The organism is Streptomyces sp. NPDC056169 (genome assembly GCF_042268445.1).
GTDB lineage: Bacteria > Actinomycetota > Actinomycetes > Streptomycetales > Streptomycetaceae > Streptomyces.
Map to the genome: position 1 here is coordinate 339,389 of NZ_JBHJUO010000010.1, position 18,007 is coordinate 357,395.

General features: G+C 71.7%; 14 protein-coding genes. 11 read left to right on the forward strand and 3 right to left on the reverse strand.

Annotated features, from left to right (window positions below; all coding sequences use genetic code 11):
* Nucleotides 1-185: 185 nt before the first annotated feature.
* From ACFC0G_RS18815 to ACFC0G_RS18845, 7 genes are all read left to right on the forward strand, one after another.
* Nucleotides 186-863 carry a CBS domain-containing protein gene (locus ACFC0G_RS18815; protein WP_376404492.1) on the forward strand — a complete coding sequence of 226 codons (678 nt, stop codon included), beginning with the start codon at nt 186-188 and terminating at the stop codon, nt 861-863.
* On the forward strand, nt 860-2,662 hold the full coding sequence (acsA, locus tag ACFC0G_RS18820) for an acetate--CoA ligase (RefSeq protein WP_376404494.1): 1,803 nt from the start codon (nt 860-862) through the stop codon (nt 2,660-2,662). Before ACFC0G_RS18815 ends, acsA begins: the two co-directional genes overlap by 4 nt.
* A 119-nt stretch (nt 2,663-2,781) precedes the next feature.
* Nucleotides 2,782-2,931 carry a hypothetical protein gene (locus ACFC0G_RS18825; RefSeq protein ID WP_376404496.1) on the forward strand — a complete coding sequence of 50 codons (150 nt, stop codon included), beginning with the start codon at nt 2,782-2,784 and terminating at the stop codon, nt 2,929-2,931.
* Nucleotides 2,931-3,611, forward strand: a complete 681-nt coding sequence (locus ACFC0G_RS18830; protein WP_376404498.1) for a CBS domain-containing protein — start codon at nt 2,931-2,933, stop codon at nt 3,609-3,611. The genes ACFC0G_RS18825 and ACFC0G_RS18830 overlap by 1 nt, the downstream gene beginning before the upstream one ends.
* Entirely contained in the window at nt 3,608-4,465 is an 858-nt protein-coding gene (locus ACFC0G_RS18835; protein ID WP_376404500.1) for a universal stress protein, read from the forward strand. Before ACFC0G_RS18830 ends, ACFC0G_RS18835 begins: the two co-directional genes overlap by 4 nt.
* A 608-nt stretch (nt 4,466-5,073) precedes the next feature.
* Nucleotides 5,074-5,811, forward strand: a complete 738-nt coding sequence (locus ACFC0G_RS18840; RefSeq protein WP_376404502.1) for an ABC transporter ATP-binding protein — start codon at nt 5,074-5,076, stop codon at nt 5,809-5,811.
* A 2-nt stretch (nt 5,812-5,813) separates the two neighbouring features.
* Entirely contained in the window at nt 5,814-8,750 is a 2,937-nt protein-coding gene (locus ACFC0G_RS18845) for an ABC transporter permease (protein WP_376404505.1), read from the forward strand.
* A gap of 98 nt (nt 8,751-8,848) precedes the next feature.
* Here ACFC0G_RS18845 and ACFC0G_RS18850 read toward each other — a convergent pair whose 3' ends face one another.
* Nucleotides 8,849-10,579 (reverse strand): SulP family inorganic anion transporter, encoded by a 1,731-nt coding sequence (locus ACFC0G_RS18850; RefSeq protein ID WP_376404507.1) that lies wholly within the window; start codon nt 10,577-10,579, stop codon nt 8,849-8,851.
* Between the two features lie 580 nt (nt 10,580-11,159).
* Here ACFC0G_RS18850 and ACFC0G_RS18855 point away from each other — a divergent pair.
* Together ACFC0G_RS18855 and ACFC0G_RS18860 are read left to right on the forward strand one after the other, a co-directional pair.
* Nucleotides 11,160-12,002, forward strand: coding sequence for a PP2C family protein-serine/threonine phosphatase (locus ACFC0G_RS18855; RefSeq protein WP_376404509.1), 843 nt, complete (start codon nt 11,160-11,162; stop codon nt 12,000-12,002).
* Nucleotides 12,003-12,135: 133 nt separating this feature from the next.
* Nucleotides 12,136-13,155, forward strand: a complete 1,020-nt coding sequence (locus tag ACFC0G_RS18860) for an MASE1 domain-containing protein (protein ID WP_376404511.1) — start codon at nt 12,136-12,138, stop codon at nt 13,153-13,155.
* 399 nt (nt 13,156-13,554) lie between these two features.
* Here ACFC0G_RS18860 and ACFC0G_RS18865 read toward each other — a convergent pair whose 3' ends face one another.
* Together ACFC0G_RS18865 and ACFC0G_RS18870 are read right to left on the reverse strand one after the other, a co-directional pair.
* Nucleotides 13,555-14,319 carry a D-Ala-D-Ala carboxypeptidase family metallohydrolase gene (locus ACFC0G_RS18865; RefSeq protein ID WP_376404513.1) on the reverse strand — a complete coding sequence of 255 codons (765 nt, stop codon included), beginning with the start codon at nt 14,317-14,319 and terminating at the stop codon, nt 13,555-13,557.
* 17 nt (nt 14,320-14,336) lie between these two features.
* Nucleotides 14,337-15,083, reverse strand: a complete 747-nt coding sequence (locus ACFC0G_RS18870) for a peptidoglycan-binding protein (RefSeq protein ID WP_376404515.1) — start codon at nt 15,081-15,083, stop codon at nt 14,337-14,339.
* A gap of 322 nt (nt 15,084-15,405) precedes the next feature.
* Here ACFC0G_RS18870 and ACFC0G_RS18875 point away from each other — a divergent pair, with 322 nt between their 5' ends.
* Both ACFC0G_RS18875 and ACFC0G_RS18880 read left to right on the forward strand, forming a co-directional pair.
* Nucleotides 15,406-16,635 (forward strand): helix-turn-helix domain-containing protein, encoded by a 1,230-nt coding sequence (locus tag ACFC0G_RS18875; RefSeq protein WP_376404516.1) that lies wholly within the window; start codon nt 15,406-15,408, stop codon nt 16,633-16,635.
* 156 nt (nt 16,636-16,791) lie between these two features.
* Nucleotides 16,792-17,880, forward strand: a complete 1,089-nt coding sequence (locus ACFC0G_RS18880; RefSeq protein ID WP_376404518.1) for an N-acetylmuramoyl-L-alanine amidase — start codon at nt 16,792-16,794, stop codon at nt 17,878-17,880.
* Nucleotides 17,881-18,007 lie beyond the last annotated feature (127 nt).

Below are 18,007 nucleotides of genomic sequence, written 5' to 3' on the forward strand. Positions count from 1 at the left end.
GGCACGAGCGCCCGGCCGCGGTCCTCCCGGGACGGGCTCCCTCGCCTTCTCCACTGTGCGTCCCGGCCGGCCGGCCGCCATAGGGGCCGAAAGTCCCGGAAGGGGACCATTCGGCACTGCCCCGGGCGAGCTGCGCGCAGCAGAGTGAGAACTGGGGCGGCCGCGTCCCCTGAAGGAGTACCGTCATGCAGCACCGCACGGTTGTCGAGGTGATGACCCACGATGTGGTCACCGCAGCCCCAGAGACCCCGTTCAAGGAGATCGCCCGGCTCCTCGCCGACCATGACGTCTCGGCGGTCCCTGTCGTCGACGCCGACCGGCGCCTGCTCGGTGTGGTCTCGGAGGCCGACCTGCTGCGTTCCACCGCCGAGCTCCCCGACCTGGAGGGCCGTTGGGCGGGTGTCCGGCTGCTGTCCCAGGAACGAGGGATGCCCGATGCGGAGACGGCCGCCCAGCTGATGACCTCGCCGGCCGTCACGGCACAGGCGAACTGGAATCTCGTCGAGACGGCCCGGACGATGCAGCGCAAGGCTGTGAAGAGGCTGCCCGTGACCGACGAGACCGGTCGACTCGTCGGGATCATCAGCCGCAGCGACCTGCTGCGGCCCTTCCTGCGCAGTGACACCGCGATCCGTGACGAGATCGAGCACGACGTCCTGACCGACACGCTGCGCCTGGCCCTCGACACGATCCGTGTGAGCGTCGGCGACGGAGTCGTCAGGCTGACGGGCCGGGTCGACGAGCGGGCCGACATCCGCGTGATCGTGCGGCTCTGCCGTTCGGTCGACGGAGTCGTCGCCCTGCACGAATCGATCGAGTACGCCTATGACAACCTCGCGCTCGACGTGGAGCCACCGCGATGAACGCCCTGTGGGTGGCACCGGTCATGCCCGACTACGACAGCGCCCGGGCCGTCTTCTCCTGGCGATGGGAGCGGTCCCGGCTCGCCGGGCTGCCGGACGGCGGCATGAACATCGGGTACGAGGCGGTCGACCGGCACCTGCGCGAGGGCCACGGCGAGCAGGTCGCGTTGCGCTGCATCGCCCGCGACGGATCCGTCCGGACGGTCAGCTTCGCCGGGCTCGCAGCCGAGAGCTCCCGCTTCGCGCACGTTCTGGAGACGCTCGGCCTGGAACGCGGCGAGCGGGTGTTCACCCTCCTGGGCCGCCGGTTCGAGCTGTACAGCACCGTTCTCGGAACGCTGCGGGCCGGCCTAGTCGTGTGTCCCCTGTTCAGCGCCTTCGGGCCCGAACCCGTCGCACTGCGCATGGGGCTGGGCAACGCCCGGGCGCTGGTCACGACCCGGGAGCTGTACGAACGCGAGGTGGCCCCGGTACGGTCCCGTCTTCCCCACCTGCGGCACGTCCTGCTTCTCGACCCCGGGGCCGACCCGCCCCCGGACACCCTCTCCTTCCCCGCTCTCACGGCCGCCGCGCCGGACACGTACACGGTGGGCCCGACCGATGCTGCCGAGCCGGCACTGCTGCACTTCACCAGCGGCACGACAGGCACCCCCAAGGGCGCGGTCCACGCGCACGAGGCGGTCCTCGCCCATCACGTCACCGCCGCCTACGCCCTGGACCTGCACGAGGGCGACGTCTTCTGGTGCACCGCCGACCCCGGCTGGGTCACCGGCATGTCGTACGGCATCATCGCCCCGCTCACCCACGGGGTGGCGACCGTCGTCGACGAAGGGGACTTCGCCCCCGCTCGCTGGTACGGGATCCTCGCCGACCAGCACGTCACCGTCTGGTACACCGCGCCCACCGCGCTCCGCATGCTCATGCGGGCCGCACCACGCGGCGGCGAGCCGACGCCCGCCGCGCGCCACGACCTCTCGGCGCTCCGGTTCGTCGCGAGCGTCGGAGAGCCACTGAACCCCGAGGCCGTGCACTGGGGCCGGGAGGCTCTCGGGCTTCCGGTCCATGACACCTGGTGGCAGACCGAGACCGGTGCCATCATGATCGCCAACTTCGCGGCCGATCCGGTGCGGCCCGGTTCGATGGGCCGACCGCTTCCCGGTGTCGAGGCCGCCGTCCTGGCATGCGGCGAGGACGGCCGGGCCGCGATCACCGACGGGCGGGTCCATGTCCTCCGGGAACCGGGTGCCCAGGGCGAGCTCGCCCTGCGGGCGGGCTGGCCGTCGATGTTCCGGGCCTACCTCCACGAGCCGCGCCGTTACGAAGCGTGCTTCGCCGACGGCTGGTACCTGACCGGCGACCTCGTCAGCCGCGACACCGGCGGCTGGTACTGGTTCGTGGGCCGAGCGGACGACGTCATCAAGTCCGCGGGGCACCTCATCGGGCCGTTCGAGGTGGAGAGCGCGCTCATGGAGCATCCGGCCGTCGCCGAGGCCGGTGTGATCGGACGCCCTGACCCGCTGGTCGGCGCGATCGTCAAGGCGTTCGTGCTGCCGCGCGCCGAGTTTCCGCCCGACCCCGAACTACGGCGCGATGTCCTGGCGTTCGCCCGCCGGCGCCTCGGCCCGGCCGTCGCCCCCCGGGAGATCGAGTTCGTCGAGGACCTGCCCCACACCCGCAGCGGGAAGGTGATGCGCCGCCTGCTGCGGGCCCGCGAACTGGGCCTGCCCGAGGGCGACGTGTCGACGCTGGAGACCCCCGACCCGGCCGGGACGGCCGAGCTCTCCGGGAAGGACCCGTGATGGCCACCGCACGCGGCGGTACGTCCGCCGGACCACCGAAGGCGAAGCACCCCCGTCGCGCACATGGGCCCGCGCCTCCTGACCGCCATGGACCGGCTGCTGCACCAACCGGAGAAACGGTGAACCACGACCAGGCGAAGGCGTTCGTCCGGCAAGCCGTGCGGCGTGTCGTCACCGAGGACGACTATCCGGCCCTCGACACCTGGGACGGCTGCGCCGCCCGCCTGGTGGCCGAGGCCAGTGCGTCCGCACAGGAAAGGAGCGGATGATGCGTCACCGCAGGATCAGCGAGCTGATGACCCGCGAGGTGGTGAGCGTCCGCGGCGACGCCCCGTTCAAGGAGATCGTCCGCACGCTCTCGCACCACCGAGTGACCGCTGTTCCCGTGGTGGACGGCGAGGGCCGGGTGGTCGGGGTCGTGTCGGAGGGGGATCTCCTGCGCAAGACCGCCGATCAGGCCGCCGCACCGAGTGGCCTGCCGGCCGTTCCGGATCTGGAGGCGTGGGAGCGGGCGAAGGCCGAGGGGACGCGGGCCGAGGAGCTGATGTCCGCACCCGCCGTGTGTGCCCGCACCGAGTGGACCGTGGCGGAGACGGCGCGACTGATGGAGGTCCAGGGGGTCAAACGGCTCGTCGTCGTCGACGGCGACGACCGGCTGGTGGGCATCGTGAGCCGCCGTGACCTGTTGGCCGTCTTCCTCCGCGAGGACGACGACATCCGCCGGGAGATCGTCGAGGACGTGCTCGGCGACACCCTGCGCCTCGAACCGACCGCCCTCGCCGTCGACGTGCACGACGGGCGGGTGGAGCTCGGCGGGAGGCTGCCCTTCAGGGGCATGATCCCGGCGATCGAGCGCATGTGCGCCACGGTGGACGGCGTGGTCTCGGTCTCCTGCACCCGTCTCACGTACGACGTCGATGACACCGAACGAGGAGGTGGACGATCATGACGCGGAGCATCGTGGTCGGCCTGGACGGTACGGAGCAAGCGAGGGCGGCCGCGGAGTGGGCGGCCGAGGAGGCGCTGCTGCGCGGCACGGACGTGCGTCTGGTGCACGCGAAGGAACCGGTACCGGAGGCCGCTCTGTCCCTCGCGGAGTGGGAGTCCGAGGAGCCGTGGGCCAGGGAGATGATGGCGCGCACCGCCGGTGAACTGCGTGAGCGCCATCCCGGCCTGACGGTGACGTCACAACTGCTGTCCTCGGGGCCCGTGCCGGGTCTCGTCGCCGCGGCCGAGGAGAGCGAGCTGCTGGTCCTCGGCTCGCGTGCGCTGGGCAGCGTGGCCGGATACCTGCTCGGCTCGGCCGGCCTGACAGTCGCCGGTGTCGTCGAGCGTCCCGTCGTGTTCGTTCGGGCCGTCGGCGCGGGCAGCACTCCACAACGCCCCGTCATGGTCGGGGCCGACGTCCGGCAGCCTGTGGACTCCGTGCTGGGCTTCGCCTTCGAGGAAGCCGCGCGACGGCACACCCAGGTCCTCGTCGTGTACGTACAGCAGCTGCCACTGCACGCGGGAATGGGGCCCGCGATGGTCCCGGACTTCAGGCTTTCCATGGTGCCGGAGATCAGGCGTTCGGTGGAGGCCATGCTGGAACCCTGGCGGGCGAAGTATCCCGACGTCGAGGCGGTCGCCCGCGTGGCGGTCGGATCGGCCGGACTCGAACTGGTGGCGGTCGCCCGGGAGGCCTCCCTCGTGGTGGTGGGCCGGCGTACCCGCCGTTCGACGCTAGGCGCGCACATCGGCAGCGTGGCCCACGCCGTCCTGCACCACAGCCCGGTGCCCGTGGCCCTCGTTCCCCACGACTGATCGGTGCCCGTCAGTCGTCGGACACCGTCGAACGCAGCCGTACCGGCGTGACCTTGTACTCCGGACACGAGGTCACGGTGTCGGCACGCTCCGAGGTGAGGGAGTTGACGCCACTGGCCGGGAAGTGAAACGCGCAGAAGAGCTGCCCGAGCAAGCTCCGTCCCGACGCGGGCGACGAGTCGTGCCTGTCCGTGACGGCTCTCGACGGTGACCTGAGTGCCGTCCCGGACTCCGAACCGCGCGGCGCCCGGTGACGAGCACCAGCGGACAGTCCTGGTCCGGGGCCTCGCCGGGTGGCAGATAGGGGGCCGCCGACAGGTGGGCGCGCTCGTCAGAAGTGGCGAACTCGTCAACGTACAGAGTGCTTTCGCCCGGCCGGTCCGGCTCGGGGCAGGGCCAGGGCACGGCCCCCTCCCGGTCGAGCCGCTCGTGCGAGAGACCCGCGAGGAGAGGTGCGCCGCAGACCCCTGGCCTCGGCTGCGAGACCGCTCATGCGGGCCTCGCGGTGACCCGGTGACCCGGTGACCCGGTGATTGGGCCGTTCGGCCCGTTTCCGGGCCTGGGTGGCCCGTAGCCGCCGATTCCTTCCGGAGGTTGGTATGGAAGACATGAACGCCGACCAGGGACTCCTCGTCGCCACCGGGGTCCGGAAGATCTACCGGACGGGCTCCGTGGAGGTCACGGCCCTGCTCGACCTGGATCTCATCGTGCGCCGCGGGGAGATGGTGGCGGTCATGGGACCGTCCGGCTCCGGGAAGACCACGCTCCTGAACTGTCTGTCCGGGCTCGACGACATCGACGCCGGACGGGTGGAGGTCGACGGCCACGACCTGTTCGCGATGTCGGACGCGGCGCGCACGGAGCACCGGGCGCACACCATGGGGTTCGTCTTCCAGGCGTTCAACCTCATCCCCGTCTTCTCCGCGGTGGAGAACGTCGAACTGCCCCTGCTCCTGGTGGGCACCCGGACGCGTGAAGCGCGTCGCAGGGCGCTGGACATGCTCGACCGGGTGGGCCTCGGCCACCGGGTCGAGCACCGGCCGAGCGAGATGTCCGGGGGTGAACAGCAGCGGGTGACCATCGCCCGCGCCCTGGCCGGACGCCCGGCCGTCGTGTGGGCGGACGAACCGACGGGCAACCTCGACAGCGCGATGGCCGACCAGGTCATGGACCTGCTGTGCGAGCTCAACCAGGACGAGGGCCAGACGATCGTCCTGGTCACCCACGACAGCGCCATCGGCGCCCGCGCCCCCCGGCTGATCCGCATGCACGACGGGCAGCTGGTCGACGACGTCCGCCAGACCGTCACGGCCCGAGCCCCGATCCCCGACGCCCCTTTGGGCTGACCATGTACCCGAATCTCCTCATCCCGCTGCTCGCCGCCTTGGCGCTCGCCCTCGCGGCCCTGGTGCTGGTCGCCGTCCGGCAGCCGGTGTCGCGGCGGCTGGCCTTCCGGCAGGTCGCCCGACGGCGCACCGAGGCAGCGCTGGTGATCGGCGGATCGATGCTCGGAACGGCCATCGTCATCGGGGCCCTGGTCGTCGGCGACACCCTGAACTTCTCCGTACGGCAGGAGGCGTACCGGACCCTGGGGCCCGTGGACGAGCGTGTCGTAGCAGCCCCCGGCCCGGCCGGACGCGCCGTGACGGAACGGATGGCCTCCCTGGCGGGCGATCCCGACATCGACGGAGTGCTGAACGCCCAGGCCAGCCAGGCATCGGCGGTCAGCGGTGTGGCCGACCGCAGAGTCGCCGAGCCACGCGTCCTGGCCTGGCAGATGGACTTCGACAAGGCGGCGCGCTTCGGCGCAGCGGGTGGAGACTCCGGACTCGGCGGGCCGAATCCGAAGCCGGGCCAGGTCGTGGTCAACGAGCCGCTGGCCCGATCCCTGAGCGTGAAGGCCGGTGATCCGGTCACGCTGTACCTGTTCGGAGTTCCGGGGACGTACCGGGTCGAGCGTGTGGTGCCGGAAGAGGGCCTGGCCGGTATAGGCCTCGGCGGCAGGATGAACCGCGACGTGTTCCTGGCACCGGGGACCCTGGACTCCGCCGCCCGGACCGCCGGTGCGGAACCGCGCTCGGTCACCTTCGTCTCCAACCGAGGCGGCGTCGAAGGCGGCGAAGCCCTGACCGACCAGGTGACAGCCGACATCCGGCAGGCTCTGGGCCCGCTCGCCGGGCAGACGGAGATCGAGACACCGAAGCAGACGGTCCTGCGCGACGCGAAGCAGGCCGGGGACTCCCTCGGCGCACTGTTCCTCATGATCGGCAGTTTCAGCATCATCGCGGGCGCGCTGCTCCTGGTGAACATCTTCGTGATGCTCGGCGAGGAGCGGAAGTCCCAGATGGGCATGGTGCGGGCCGTGGGGATGAAGCGCTCGCGGCTCGTCGGGGCGTTCACGCTCGAAGGGGCGACGTACGCGTTGCTGTCCGCGCTGCCGGGCGTGGCCATCGGGGTCGCTGTCGGCTGGGGCGTCGCTGTGGTGGCCGCACAGATCTTCCAGGGCTGGTCGGTCGGTGGAAGCAGCATCCGCATCGCGTTCGCCGTCACTCCCACGAGCGTCCTGAACGGTCTGGCCATGGGCCTGCTCATCGCCTTCGCCGCCATCCTGGCCACCAGCGTGCGCATCAGCAGGTTCAACATCATCGCCGCGATCCGTGACCTCCCCGCCACGCCCGGACAGGGACCGCGCCGCCGTCTGCTCGCGGTCTCCACCGCCCTGGCCGTCCTGTGCGCGCTCGTGGCCGTCCCGGCCGTGGCGCGCAGCCAGCCCGACGCGACGTACCTCATGCCGGCGCTCGCCCTCGCCTTCGCCACCCCTGCGCTCCTGCGAGTCCTCCCCCGTCACACGGTCACCACCCTGGTCGCGGGAACCGTCCTCGCCTGGACGCTCCTGGCACCCGTCATCCGCCCCCGGATCTTCGACACCCCCTCGATGTCCGTATACGTCATCCAGGGCGCCCTGGCCGCCTTCTCCTCCGTGGTGCTCGTCAGCGACAACCAGAAGACCTTGCTCCGTCCCGTACGGCGGTTCCTCCAGCGCCCGACGGAGGGCGGCCTGGCGGCGCGGCTCGCCGTCGCCTATCCGCTGGCCAAGCGCTTCAGGACCGGCGCGACGCTGGTGATGTACACGCTGATCGTGTTCGTCCTGGTGCTCCTGACGGAGATCTCGGGGATCATCCGCGCCGGCGTCGACGGAGTCGTCGCCGACGCCACCGCCGGCTACTCCCTGCGACTGGACTACAACCCGCAGGTCGCCGGCGACCGGCTGCTCGCCGATCTCCGCGGCGGCCCGTCCGCACCCGAGATCGCCGCCGTCACACCGCTGCTCAATGCTGCGGGACGGGCTACCGACCCGGGACACCGCAGCTCTCAACCGCTGGACACCGCCGTCGTCGGCGTACCCGACGGAGCGATCACCGGCATCACGTTCCGGGAGCGCCTGCCCGGCCTGACCAACGACGCCGCCGTGTGGCAGGCCCTCGCCTCCGACCGCCGCTACGTCGTGCTCGACGGCTTCTTCGGCAGCACCGGCGGACCGGCCGGCGACTACTACGACCCCGGCGACACCCTCACTCTGACAGACCCCCGCACGGGCCGCAGCGAACAGAAGGTCATCGCCGGCGTGCTCAGCAACGGGCTGGTCTTCTACCCCGGCACCGGCGCCAGTTCGACGACGTACCCGGTGGTGCAGAGCGAACAGGCGACGCGCGAGCTCTTCGGCACCCAGACACAGAACGCCTCCGCGCTGGTCAGAACCAGCCCCGGAACCTCCCCCGACGCCCTGGCGACCCAGCTGCAGGGCGAGCAGCTCTCGTCCAGCCTGGTCGCCACACCCATAGAGTCGGACATCCGCCAACAGTTCGACTCCAGCACCGCCTTCTTCCGCCTCATGCAGGGCTTCCTCGCCCTGGGCCTCGGCGTGGGCATCACCGGCCTCGGCGTCGTCATGGTCCGAGCCGTACGCGAACGCCGCCGCACCATAGGCATCCTGCGGGCCCTCGGCTTCCGGGCACGGACGGTCCAGCGGTCCTTCCTGTGGGAGAGCTCCTTCATCGCCGTAGAGGGAATCGTCCTCGGATCGCTGCTGGGCGTCCTCACCACCTGGCTGATGTACAGCAACAGCGCCGCGTTCGAGGGCCTCGAAGGAGGCTTCCCGGTCGAATGGACCAGCATCTGCGGTCTGGCCGCAGCCACGTTCGCCGCGTCGCTCCTGGCCACGATCGGGCCGGCGCGCCGCGCGGCCGCCATCCGCCCGGCGCTCGCGGTACGCGTCACCGAATGAAGGGCACCCCTCGCGGACCTGGTGGAGGAAGACCCCCGTGAGCCTCACCGCGCTGCACAGTACGCGCTGCACAGTGACCGACCGAACGGCTGGGACTCCTACTCAGGAGAACCGTCTTCGCGGGCGCGGCGCCAGTCCCCGTACGCGGCCACCGCCGTGGGCAGTGTGGGGAAGATCAGATCGGCACCGACCGACTCGGTCAGCCCGTAGGCGTCGAGATCGTCGAGCAGGTCCTGCTTCACACGTGCCATCGCGAACACGATGCCGCGCCCGGCCAGTTCGCGACGCAGCTCGTCGACGGAGTCCAGCGCGGTGATGTCCACCTCCACATTGGCCTCGGCATTGAGCACGAACCAGTGGACGGGCCCGGACTGCTCCGCGACGGCGGCGAGCGCACGGCGCCGGAAGTTCTCCGCGTTGGCGAAGAACAGCGGCGAGTCGTATCGGTAGACGAGCAGCCCAGGAATCGTACGGGCCTCCGGATAGTCGTCGACGTCGTGCATCCCTGCCACGCCGGGCACCAGCCCCTGGACGGCATCGTGCGGGCGCGCGACCCGCGTCAGAAGCTCGGCCACCGACAGACCGACCGCCACCAGCACCCCGTACAGAATGTCCAGGGACAGCACGCCGCACAGACAGCCGACGGCCAGCAGGAGTTCCCTGCGCCGGAAGGAGGCCAGCCGCCGGAAGCCCGCCAGGTCGATCATCTTGACGGCGGCATAGATGACGAGGGCACCCAATACGGCAACCGGAGTGAGACTCAGCAACGGGCTGAGGAACAGCAGTACGGCGAGAACGGCCGCACCGGCGGTCAGCGAGTACACCTGACTTCGCGCGCCTGTGGAGTCCGCCAGCGCAGTGCGGCTGGCACTGCTGCTCACCGGGAACCCGCTCAGGACGCCCGCGCCGAGGTTCGCGGCGCCCAGGGCCAGCAACTCCTGGTTGGCGTCCAGGCGCCCGACCTCGTCACCGGTGGCGAAGGCACGCGCGGTGAGGATGACATCCGTGTAGCCCACGAGGAGGAGACCGAGCGCCGGAACCATCAGCCGAGACAGCTCGTCGAAGTCCGGCAGAGCCGGGTGGGGCAGCCCCGCCGGCACGTCTCCGATCACGGCGATGCCGTGCTCGTCCAGGCCGAACGCCGCCACCGCCACGGTGCCGAGCGCGACCACCACCAGCGGCCCAGGCACCGCGTGCAGGAAGAACGGAAGGGCGAAGAGGAGGACGAGGGCGGTGACAGCGACGGCGATGGTCGCGGGCTGGGCCTCGGGGAGGTTCTGTGCGAAGGACACCAGCTGTGGGAAGAAGCCTGACCCCGTGGTACTCACGCCCGTCGTCTTCGGCAGCTGATCCACCATCATGATCAGCGCCACACCCGCGAGATAGCCGACCAGGACCGGCCGCGAGAGGAGATCGGCGACGAAGCCGAGCCTGACCGCCCACGCCACCACGCACAGCAGCCCGACCGCGAACGCCAGCGCGGCCGCCAGTACGGCATATCGCCCAGGGTCCCCGGCGGCGATCGGCGCGACCACCGTGGCGGTCATCAGCGCGGTCGTCGACTCCGGCCCGACCGACAACAACCGCGACGAGCCGAGCACTGCGTACAGCACCAGAGCGGGCAGGATCGCCCACAGGCCGGCGACAGGCGGCAGCCCCGCCACGGTCGCGTACGCCATGACCTGCGGCACGAGATACGCCACGACGGTCACACCCGCCAGCAGGTCGCCGCGCAGCCAGGAGCGCTCGTAGCGGGCGAGGACAGCGATTCCAGGCGTGCCAGGTACCAAACGCCGCCACCCGGAATCGCCGGGTCGGAGGTGCGACATGAGGCTCCTCTCCCCCGCCGCTTCAAGATCTCACCGACTCTGTCACGGCCGCGAGAACCAAACGTCCCACCACGCCGCCCGTCCAATGCCTCCGGGCGTGACCGCCCATGCGCCCGCTCGCCCAGCGCCGGCCCGGACGGCTGAAGCGTTCCTCAGCCGCACCAAGATCGGGACCGGCCGGCGCGCCCGGCAGCGCGTCGAGCAGGGCGACGGCCGCGCCGACGGCAAGGAGGACCGGCGCAGAACTCTTCGCGCCGGGGGACGAGGGTGTGGTTCGTGTTCATGCCTGGCCTCCTTGGGGCCGCCGGTGTCTTGCGGGTCGCGCGGCGTCGGCCTGCTCGGTCCGGACGTAGGTCAGGGGCGGGGCGATGCCTTCGATCTCGCCGAACCGCTGCTCGTCTCCGGCGGTGTGGGGTGGCCCCGCTGGGGTCCGCCGCGTTCTCCGCCCATGAGATGCGGACGCTGTCCCCTCCGGGCACAGTAGGAAGCACCTGTTCGTACCGAGGTGGTCCCCTGTGGTCCCGCGTGCTGGAGACCGGGACGAAGCGATGCGAGGATTGTCGTGACGTCGGAGTGATCGATGTTCCGCAGACGGCCGGCCGACAACAGCGAGGACCTTCTGGTCCGGCTCGGGTCGCTGACCGCCAGGGCGCGGGAGTTGGCCGAGACGCAGCGTTCCCGTGTCGAGCTCGCCGTGGCCCTTCAGCGCGACATGCTGCCCTCGGACCTGCCCAGTCTTCCGGGCGCCCGGCTGGCCGTCCGCTATGAGCCCGCCAACCACGGGCTCAACGTCGGCGGTGACTGGTACGACGCCTTCTCCCTGCCCGGCGGGCAGATCGGCATGTCCATCGGTGACGTGCAGGGACACAACATCGAGGCCGCCGCCTTCATGGGACAGGTCCGCGTGGCACTGCGCGCGCTGGCCTCCGTCACCGGAGACCCGGGAGAGCTGCTCGGTCGCACCAACGACCTGCTCATCTCTCTGGGCGCCGACCTCTTCGCCACCTGCACCTTCCTGCGGCTCGACCCCGCTGCCGGCACCCTGGAGTGCGCCCGGGCCGGTCACATCCCCTACATCTGGGCCACCACCGACGGCCGCTCCGGCATCGACGACAGCGAGGGCGGGCCTCCGCTCGGTGTGCTGCGCGGCGTCGACTACCCGGCCACGCGCCACCGGCTCACCGCCGACGGTGTCTTTGTCCTCCTGACCGACGGGGTGGTGGAGGGGCCCTCGCTCCACGTCGACGAGGGTCTGGACCGGGTGACGAGGCTCGCCGGGATCACCGCCGTCGCCGGACTGGACGTCGACGCGCTCGCCACCGCCGTCATGAAGCTGGCGGCCACGATAGGGCACGAGGACGACGCGGCCGTCCTGGTCGTCGGCCATGACGGCGGTCCGGCCCGGCCGGCGGCCAAGGAGTGAGGGAAGGGGGCTCGCCTCGGGCCGGGTCGGTCCTCATGCCGGGTCGGTCCTCGGACCCGCCCGGGCCCGTGCCGGACGGCGGCGCCCGACACGCAGGGGCCTTGCCCGGTCGTGGCGGCCCGGCCGGTGTCTGATGGCTGACGTGTTGGATACTCGGCATTTCCGGTCCTCTACGGAGGCGGCTCTGATGTCGCTGGCCGTGGCGGTTTGCTACTACGCGGCCGGGCGACTCGGCCTGATGGGCCGCCTCGTCGTCGAAGGCGTGGTGGTCACCCCCATCTGGCCTCCCACCGGCGTCGCCGTCGCCGCCCTGCTGCTACTCGGCGCGCGGGTCTGGCCTGGGATCGCCCTCGGCTCCTTCCTCGTCATCGCCTCCCTCACCACTCCGGGGCCCACCACAGTGGTCACCGTGGTCAGCAACACCGTCGCGCCACTCTGCGCCTTCCTGCTGCTGAGACGGGCCGGCTTCCGGCGCGACATGGCGCGGCTGCGGGACGGACTCTCCCTGGTCTTCCTCGGCGGGTTCGGCGCCATGATGATCAGCGCGACCGCGGGGGTCGGACTGCAGGTGGCGAAGAGCTCCCTGGACAAGAGCGAGTTCTGGCCCGTCTGGCTGGCCTGGTGGGTGGGCGACACGATGGGGGTGCTGCTCGTCGCCCCGCTCATGCTCGTCCTCGCGGGGCCGGCCGGACGGTTCCGGATACGGCGCTGGAAGGAGGCGGCCTTTCTGGGGCTGACGACCCTGATCCTCATGCCCATGATCGTGCTCAGCCCGATGAGCATGCTCTTCCTCGTCTTCCCCCTGCTGATCTGGGCAGCGCTCCGCTTCCAGCTCGCCGGAAGCATGCTGTGCGCGCTCTTCGCCTCAGTGCTCGCCACCTTCGCGGCGACCTCCGGACGGGGCGCCTTCCTCCACCTCACGGACGTCGAGATCATGGTCAAGCTCCAGGCGTTCAACGGTTCCGCCGCCCTGACCGCCCTGCTTCTCGCCTCCGTCATCACCGAGCAGCGTGCGACCCGCCGGTCGGTGCGCCGCGCCTGCCAGGAACTGGCGGAGGTCCTGGAGCACCTCGCGGCGGGCGAGCCCTCACCGGGTCCACCCGGCACCGCCGAGAGCCGGGCAGCCCCACCCGGCGGGCACCGGAATCCGTGATCCCCGCCCCGGTCCCGGTCCCCGGAGACGGCGCCGGCGGGCTCCGCGCGGGGAGCGCCCCTGGAGGTCGCGGCCGAGTTGCCCAGCCACTACCGGCCCTGCCCGCGCACGTCCGGCACGTGCTGTGCGGCCTGTCGTGTCACGTCGGCCACGGCGGCGGTAGGGAGTGGCCGAGGCGGTGCCCGGCTTGTCGCCGAAGCGGAAGTGCTCGTCGCCCTGGGAGCAGGACGTGACGAACAGGGCGGGGCGGAGGAACCGTGCGGACCCGCGGGGAGGGCCCGCACGGCATTACCAGACGTAGAGAGGGGAAGCGCGCATATCCGGTTCCACTCCGCACCACCTATGACTGTGATCCACGTCGGACCTCATGTGCCCGCCGTGGCGGGCACGCGTCCGGGCTCAGGCCACGCCGTCCTCCCACCACCACGACTGCGAGCCGTACGCGTACTCGACCCGGGAGTCCACGTGCTGCCACGACACCGTGTACGTCTCCAGACCCGAGTATCCGCAGGTCTCGGCCTTCTGGTAGATGCCCTTCGTGGACAGCCCGGAGATGGCGACGTCCGCGGCGATGCCGTACAGGTGCATGGAGTTCGAGGCGCCGCCCACCGAGGAGTTGTGGGAGATGCTGCGGAAGCCGGAGTTGATCGTGACGGCCCGGTCGCCGCACTTCTTGCGCAGCGCCTCCAGCTTGTACATGTTGCGGCGCACGTTCTCCTTCACGGTCGCCGCGCCCACCTTGCCACCCGAGAAGCCTGAGCCGTCCTTGCTCTGGAACTCGGAGAAGTCGAAGTGCGCGGTCGAACCGTCGGAGCTCTCCAGCGCGTTGAGCTGGCTGAAGGTCTGGGGCCCGGCCACCCCGTCGGCGGAGAGCCCGTACGCCGCCTGGAAGCGGCGCAGCGCCGCGCCGGTGCCGGGGCCGAACTGGCCGTCGACGGTGACGTACGTCTGCTGGGCCGAGCTCGCCGCCCAGCCCGCGATCCGGATCTGGAGCTCCGTGACGGCCGCGCCGCTCGCGCCCTGGGCGAGCTGCGAGGGCCAGCCGTACGCGGCGGCCGGGGAAGCCAGGACCAGACCGCCGCCGACGGCCAGACCGGTGGCCGCAGCCGCGCCGGCGCCGAAGCGCAGCAGTGAACGGCGGGACAGGTCGGATGCCGATGTCATGGTGAACTCCTCGTTTTCTAGTACCAGTTGTGGGACTGCCAGAAGGACCACGCCCCGCACGGAGTGCTGTAGCGGGACTTGATGTAGTCGAGTCCCCACTCGATCTGGGTGGCCGGGTTGGTCTGCCAGTCGGGTCCCGCCGCGGCCATCTTGTCGCCGGGCAGGGACTGCGGGATGCCGTAGGCGCCGGACGAGGGGTTCGTCGCGTACACCTTCCACGTGCTCTCGCGGATCCAGAGGTTGTCGAGGCAGCCGAACTGGCCGCTCACGGACCAGCCGTGCTCGGCGATCTTCCACTGTGCGGTGATCTTCACGGTACGGGCCACCCGCATCGCGTTCATGGTCGCGGGGCCCGCGACACCGTCGGCGGACAGGCCGTTCGCCTGCTGCCAGGACGTCACCTTGGACTTGGTGCCGTCGCCGTACGCGCCGTCGGCCGTGGCGCCGGCCTTGCGCTGCACCTCCTTCACCTTGTCGTGCAGGGCGAGTTCGGTGCGGCTGCCGTAGTCACCGTCTTCGGCGAGCCCGTTGTCCTGCTGGAAGGAGCGGACCGCGGCGGTGGTCTGCGCGCCGTAGACGCCGTCGATCGCGCCGGCCGGCAGATAGCCGATGCCCGCGAGGTTGCGCTGGATCCAGGTGGTGGAGTCCAGGGCGTGCGCGGGGACGGAGGGCGCCAGCACGGCGAGCAGGGCGGCGGCCAGCACGAGCGCCGCCTGGGCGAGCGGCAGGCGGCGCCGGAGGTCCGGCGTTCGGGTGGGTATCACTCGGAGTCCTTGTCTTCGTGGTGGATCGGGGAGCGGCCGAAGTCATGGTGCTGCCAGGGCAGTTGCTTCGGACCCTCTCGCGAGCGATACGGGACGGGGCCGGGACGCGCGGGACGCCGGGGGCGTGCGGGACGGGATGGGGCGGGACGACTCGTGTCACGCGGCTGCTTGTGGCGCAGATCACTCGCGCGGGCCCTGGAGGTCTGTGAGTCCGCTGTTTCGCGGGTGTCCCGGTGTGACAAAGTCCTGCCGCAGGTAGCGGCAAGTTGTTCATGAACTCCCTTGCTCGCAAGGGGGGTTCAACACGGGGGAGAGGCTTCGAATGACTGCTGTCGAGAAGCAGGCCCGGGACGAGCTGCGTCGGCGGGACGCCGAGCTCAGGGCCGTCCGCGAACGGGTCCTGGCGGGGATGCGCCGGATCAAGGAGGAGTTCGGTCTGAGCTACGGCCGGCTCGCCGAGAAGACGCACTACAGCCGCTCGTCCTGGGAGCGCTTCCTCAACGGGAAGCAGTGGCCGAGCCGCGCCGCGATCCAGCAGCTCGCGGACGTGGTCGGACAGGACCCCACGCCCCTGATCGCCCTCTGGGAACACGCCGAGAGGCTGGCCCTCAGAAGCAGACTCGAAGGAGCCGGGCCAGAGGTCCAGGGGGAGCAGGAGCCGGAGCGGGGAGAGCGAGAGGGGACGGACGGCCTGGGCCCGGAGGGCCTGGGCGAGGGGCAGGACGAGGGCCGGGGCGCGACGGCGCCGGGGCCGGAGGAGCCGGCGGGCCGGGGGAAGCCCGTACGGGACGGAGAACCCGTACGGGAGAGGGGACCCGTACGGGAGGAGCGGCCCGCGCCGGGTGGCGCGCCGGCCTCGTCCCGAGAGCCCGACGGCGCCGACGGGTCCGCGCGGGCCGGGGCCGGTCCGGCCCCGGAGCCCGCCGGAGGCGCGGCCACGGCCGGCGGCGCCGCGCCGGATCCGGACCGCGCCGCCGGACCCGGGCCCCGCCCCGCCGGACGGGTGCGGCCGCTCGTCCACATGGCGATCGGCGCGGTCGTGGGCGCCCTGATCGTGATCGCCGTCCTCGGAGTGAAGTCCGCGCCGGACGGCGCGCGGTCGGACGCGGGTAAGTCGACGGCGAGCGGCGAGAGTTCGGGGGTGACGGCCCAGGGCGCGGCCGAGCGCACGCCCGGCGCCGAGTCCGACCACCCCCTGCCCGGCTGCTCCGGGGAGTCCTGCCTCGGGCGCGAACCGCAGACGATGAACTGCCAGTGGGACGCGAAGACCGTCCGGCTCCTCTACCTGCGCGGGCTGCGGATCCAGCTCCGGCACAGCGCCGCCTGCCAGGCGGTCTGGGGGCGGCTGGAGAACGGGGCGATCGGCGACGGTGTGATCATCACCGACAAGGGCAGCCGGACGGAGGAGTCCGCCATCCGGGTGGACCGCGACACCTACACGCGGATGCTGTCGGTGGCCGAGTACCCCCTTTCGACCATCTCCATCTGCGGAGTGATCCCGAAGGTCAAGGAGCAGGAGTGCGACCCCTCGCAGGACGCCCCGCAGCCCTGAGGCGGCGACGCCCGGCGGGATCCCGGGGCGTCCCGAGAAGCCGACGCGCCCAAGTCTGAGGTGCGGGACTCGCTGATGGGACAGGGGGGTTGCTCATAGCATTCGGCCGCCGCTCCGCGTTGTGCGGGGTGGTTGCCGAACACATGGGGAGAGACGATGAGCGACCTGCCGATGCCGCGTCCGCGACGGCGCGCGCTGCTGTCCGGGGCCTTCGCCCTCGGCGCCGGAGCGGTCCTGGGGACCGCGCTGCCGGGGACCGCGCGCGCCGCCGCGGGGGCCGCCCTCGCCGGACCGGTGATCTCCGGGTGCGTGGCCTGGGGCGCCCGCGAGCCGAGCACCCCGGTGAAGCTGCTGGCCACCGGGCCGCAGAAGATCATCGTCCATCACACCGCGTCCCCGAACAGCACCGACTACTCTCAGGCGCACGCCTTCGAGCTGTCCCGGTCGATCCAGGCCGACCACATGGACGCGCGGGGCTGGATCGACTCGGGCCAGCACTTCACGATCAGCCGCGGCGGCTGGATCACCGAGGGCCGGCACTCCAGCGTCGCCGCGCTGGCCGCCGGTACCCAGCAGGTCGAGTCGGCGCACTGCACCGGCCAGAACACCGTCGCCGTCGGCATCGAGAACGAGGGCACGTACACGTCGGTGGACCCGCGGTCGGCGCAGTACGCGAAGCTGGTCGACCTCTGCGCGTACATCTGCTCCCAGTACGGGCTGCGCGCCTACCAGATCTTCGGGCACCGGGACTTCAACAACACCGAGTGCCCCGGCGACCGGCTGTACGCGCTGCTGCCGCAGCTCAGGGCCGACGTCGCCGCCCGGATCGGCGGCAGCCCGGCGTGGGGCGGCTGGCCGGTGGCGCGGCTCGGCGACTCGGGCGAGCGCGTCAGGTCGCTGCAGTACCTGCTCAACTCCCGGGGCGCCACGGTCGTGGCCGACGGCTCCTTCGGGCCGGCGACCGAGAGCGCGGTGCGGGCCTTCCAGACGACCAATCGGGCCGGGGTCGACGGCGTGGCCGGAAACCAGACCTGGCACCAGCTCGCCAACCCGCTCGCGCGCGGAGCGCAGGGCGACGCGGTGAAGGCGCTGCAGGGCCAGCTCAACGCGCGCGGTCAGACGCTGGTCGTCGACGGCAGCTTCGGCTCGGGCACCGAGGCGGGGGTGCGGGCGTTCCAGTCCTCGGCGAGCCTGCCGGCCGACGGCGTGGCGGACGCCCGCACCTGGAGCCGGCTGCTGGCCTGAGTGGCCGGTATCCCGGTACGGGAGAGGGGGGGGGGGGGGGGGGCCGCCCCCCCCCCCCCCCCCCCACCCCCCGCCCCCCCCCCCCCCCCGCCCCCCCCCCCCCCGCCCCCGCCCCCGGCCGCCTTAA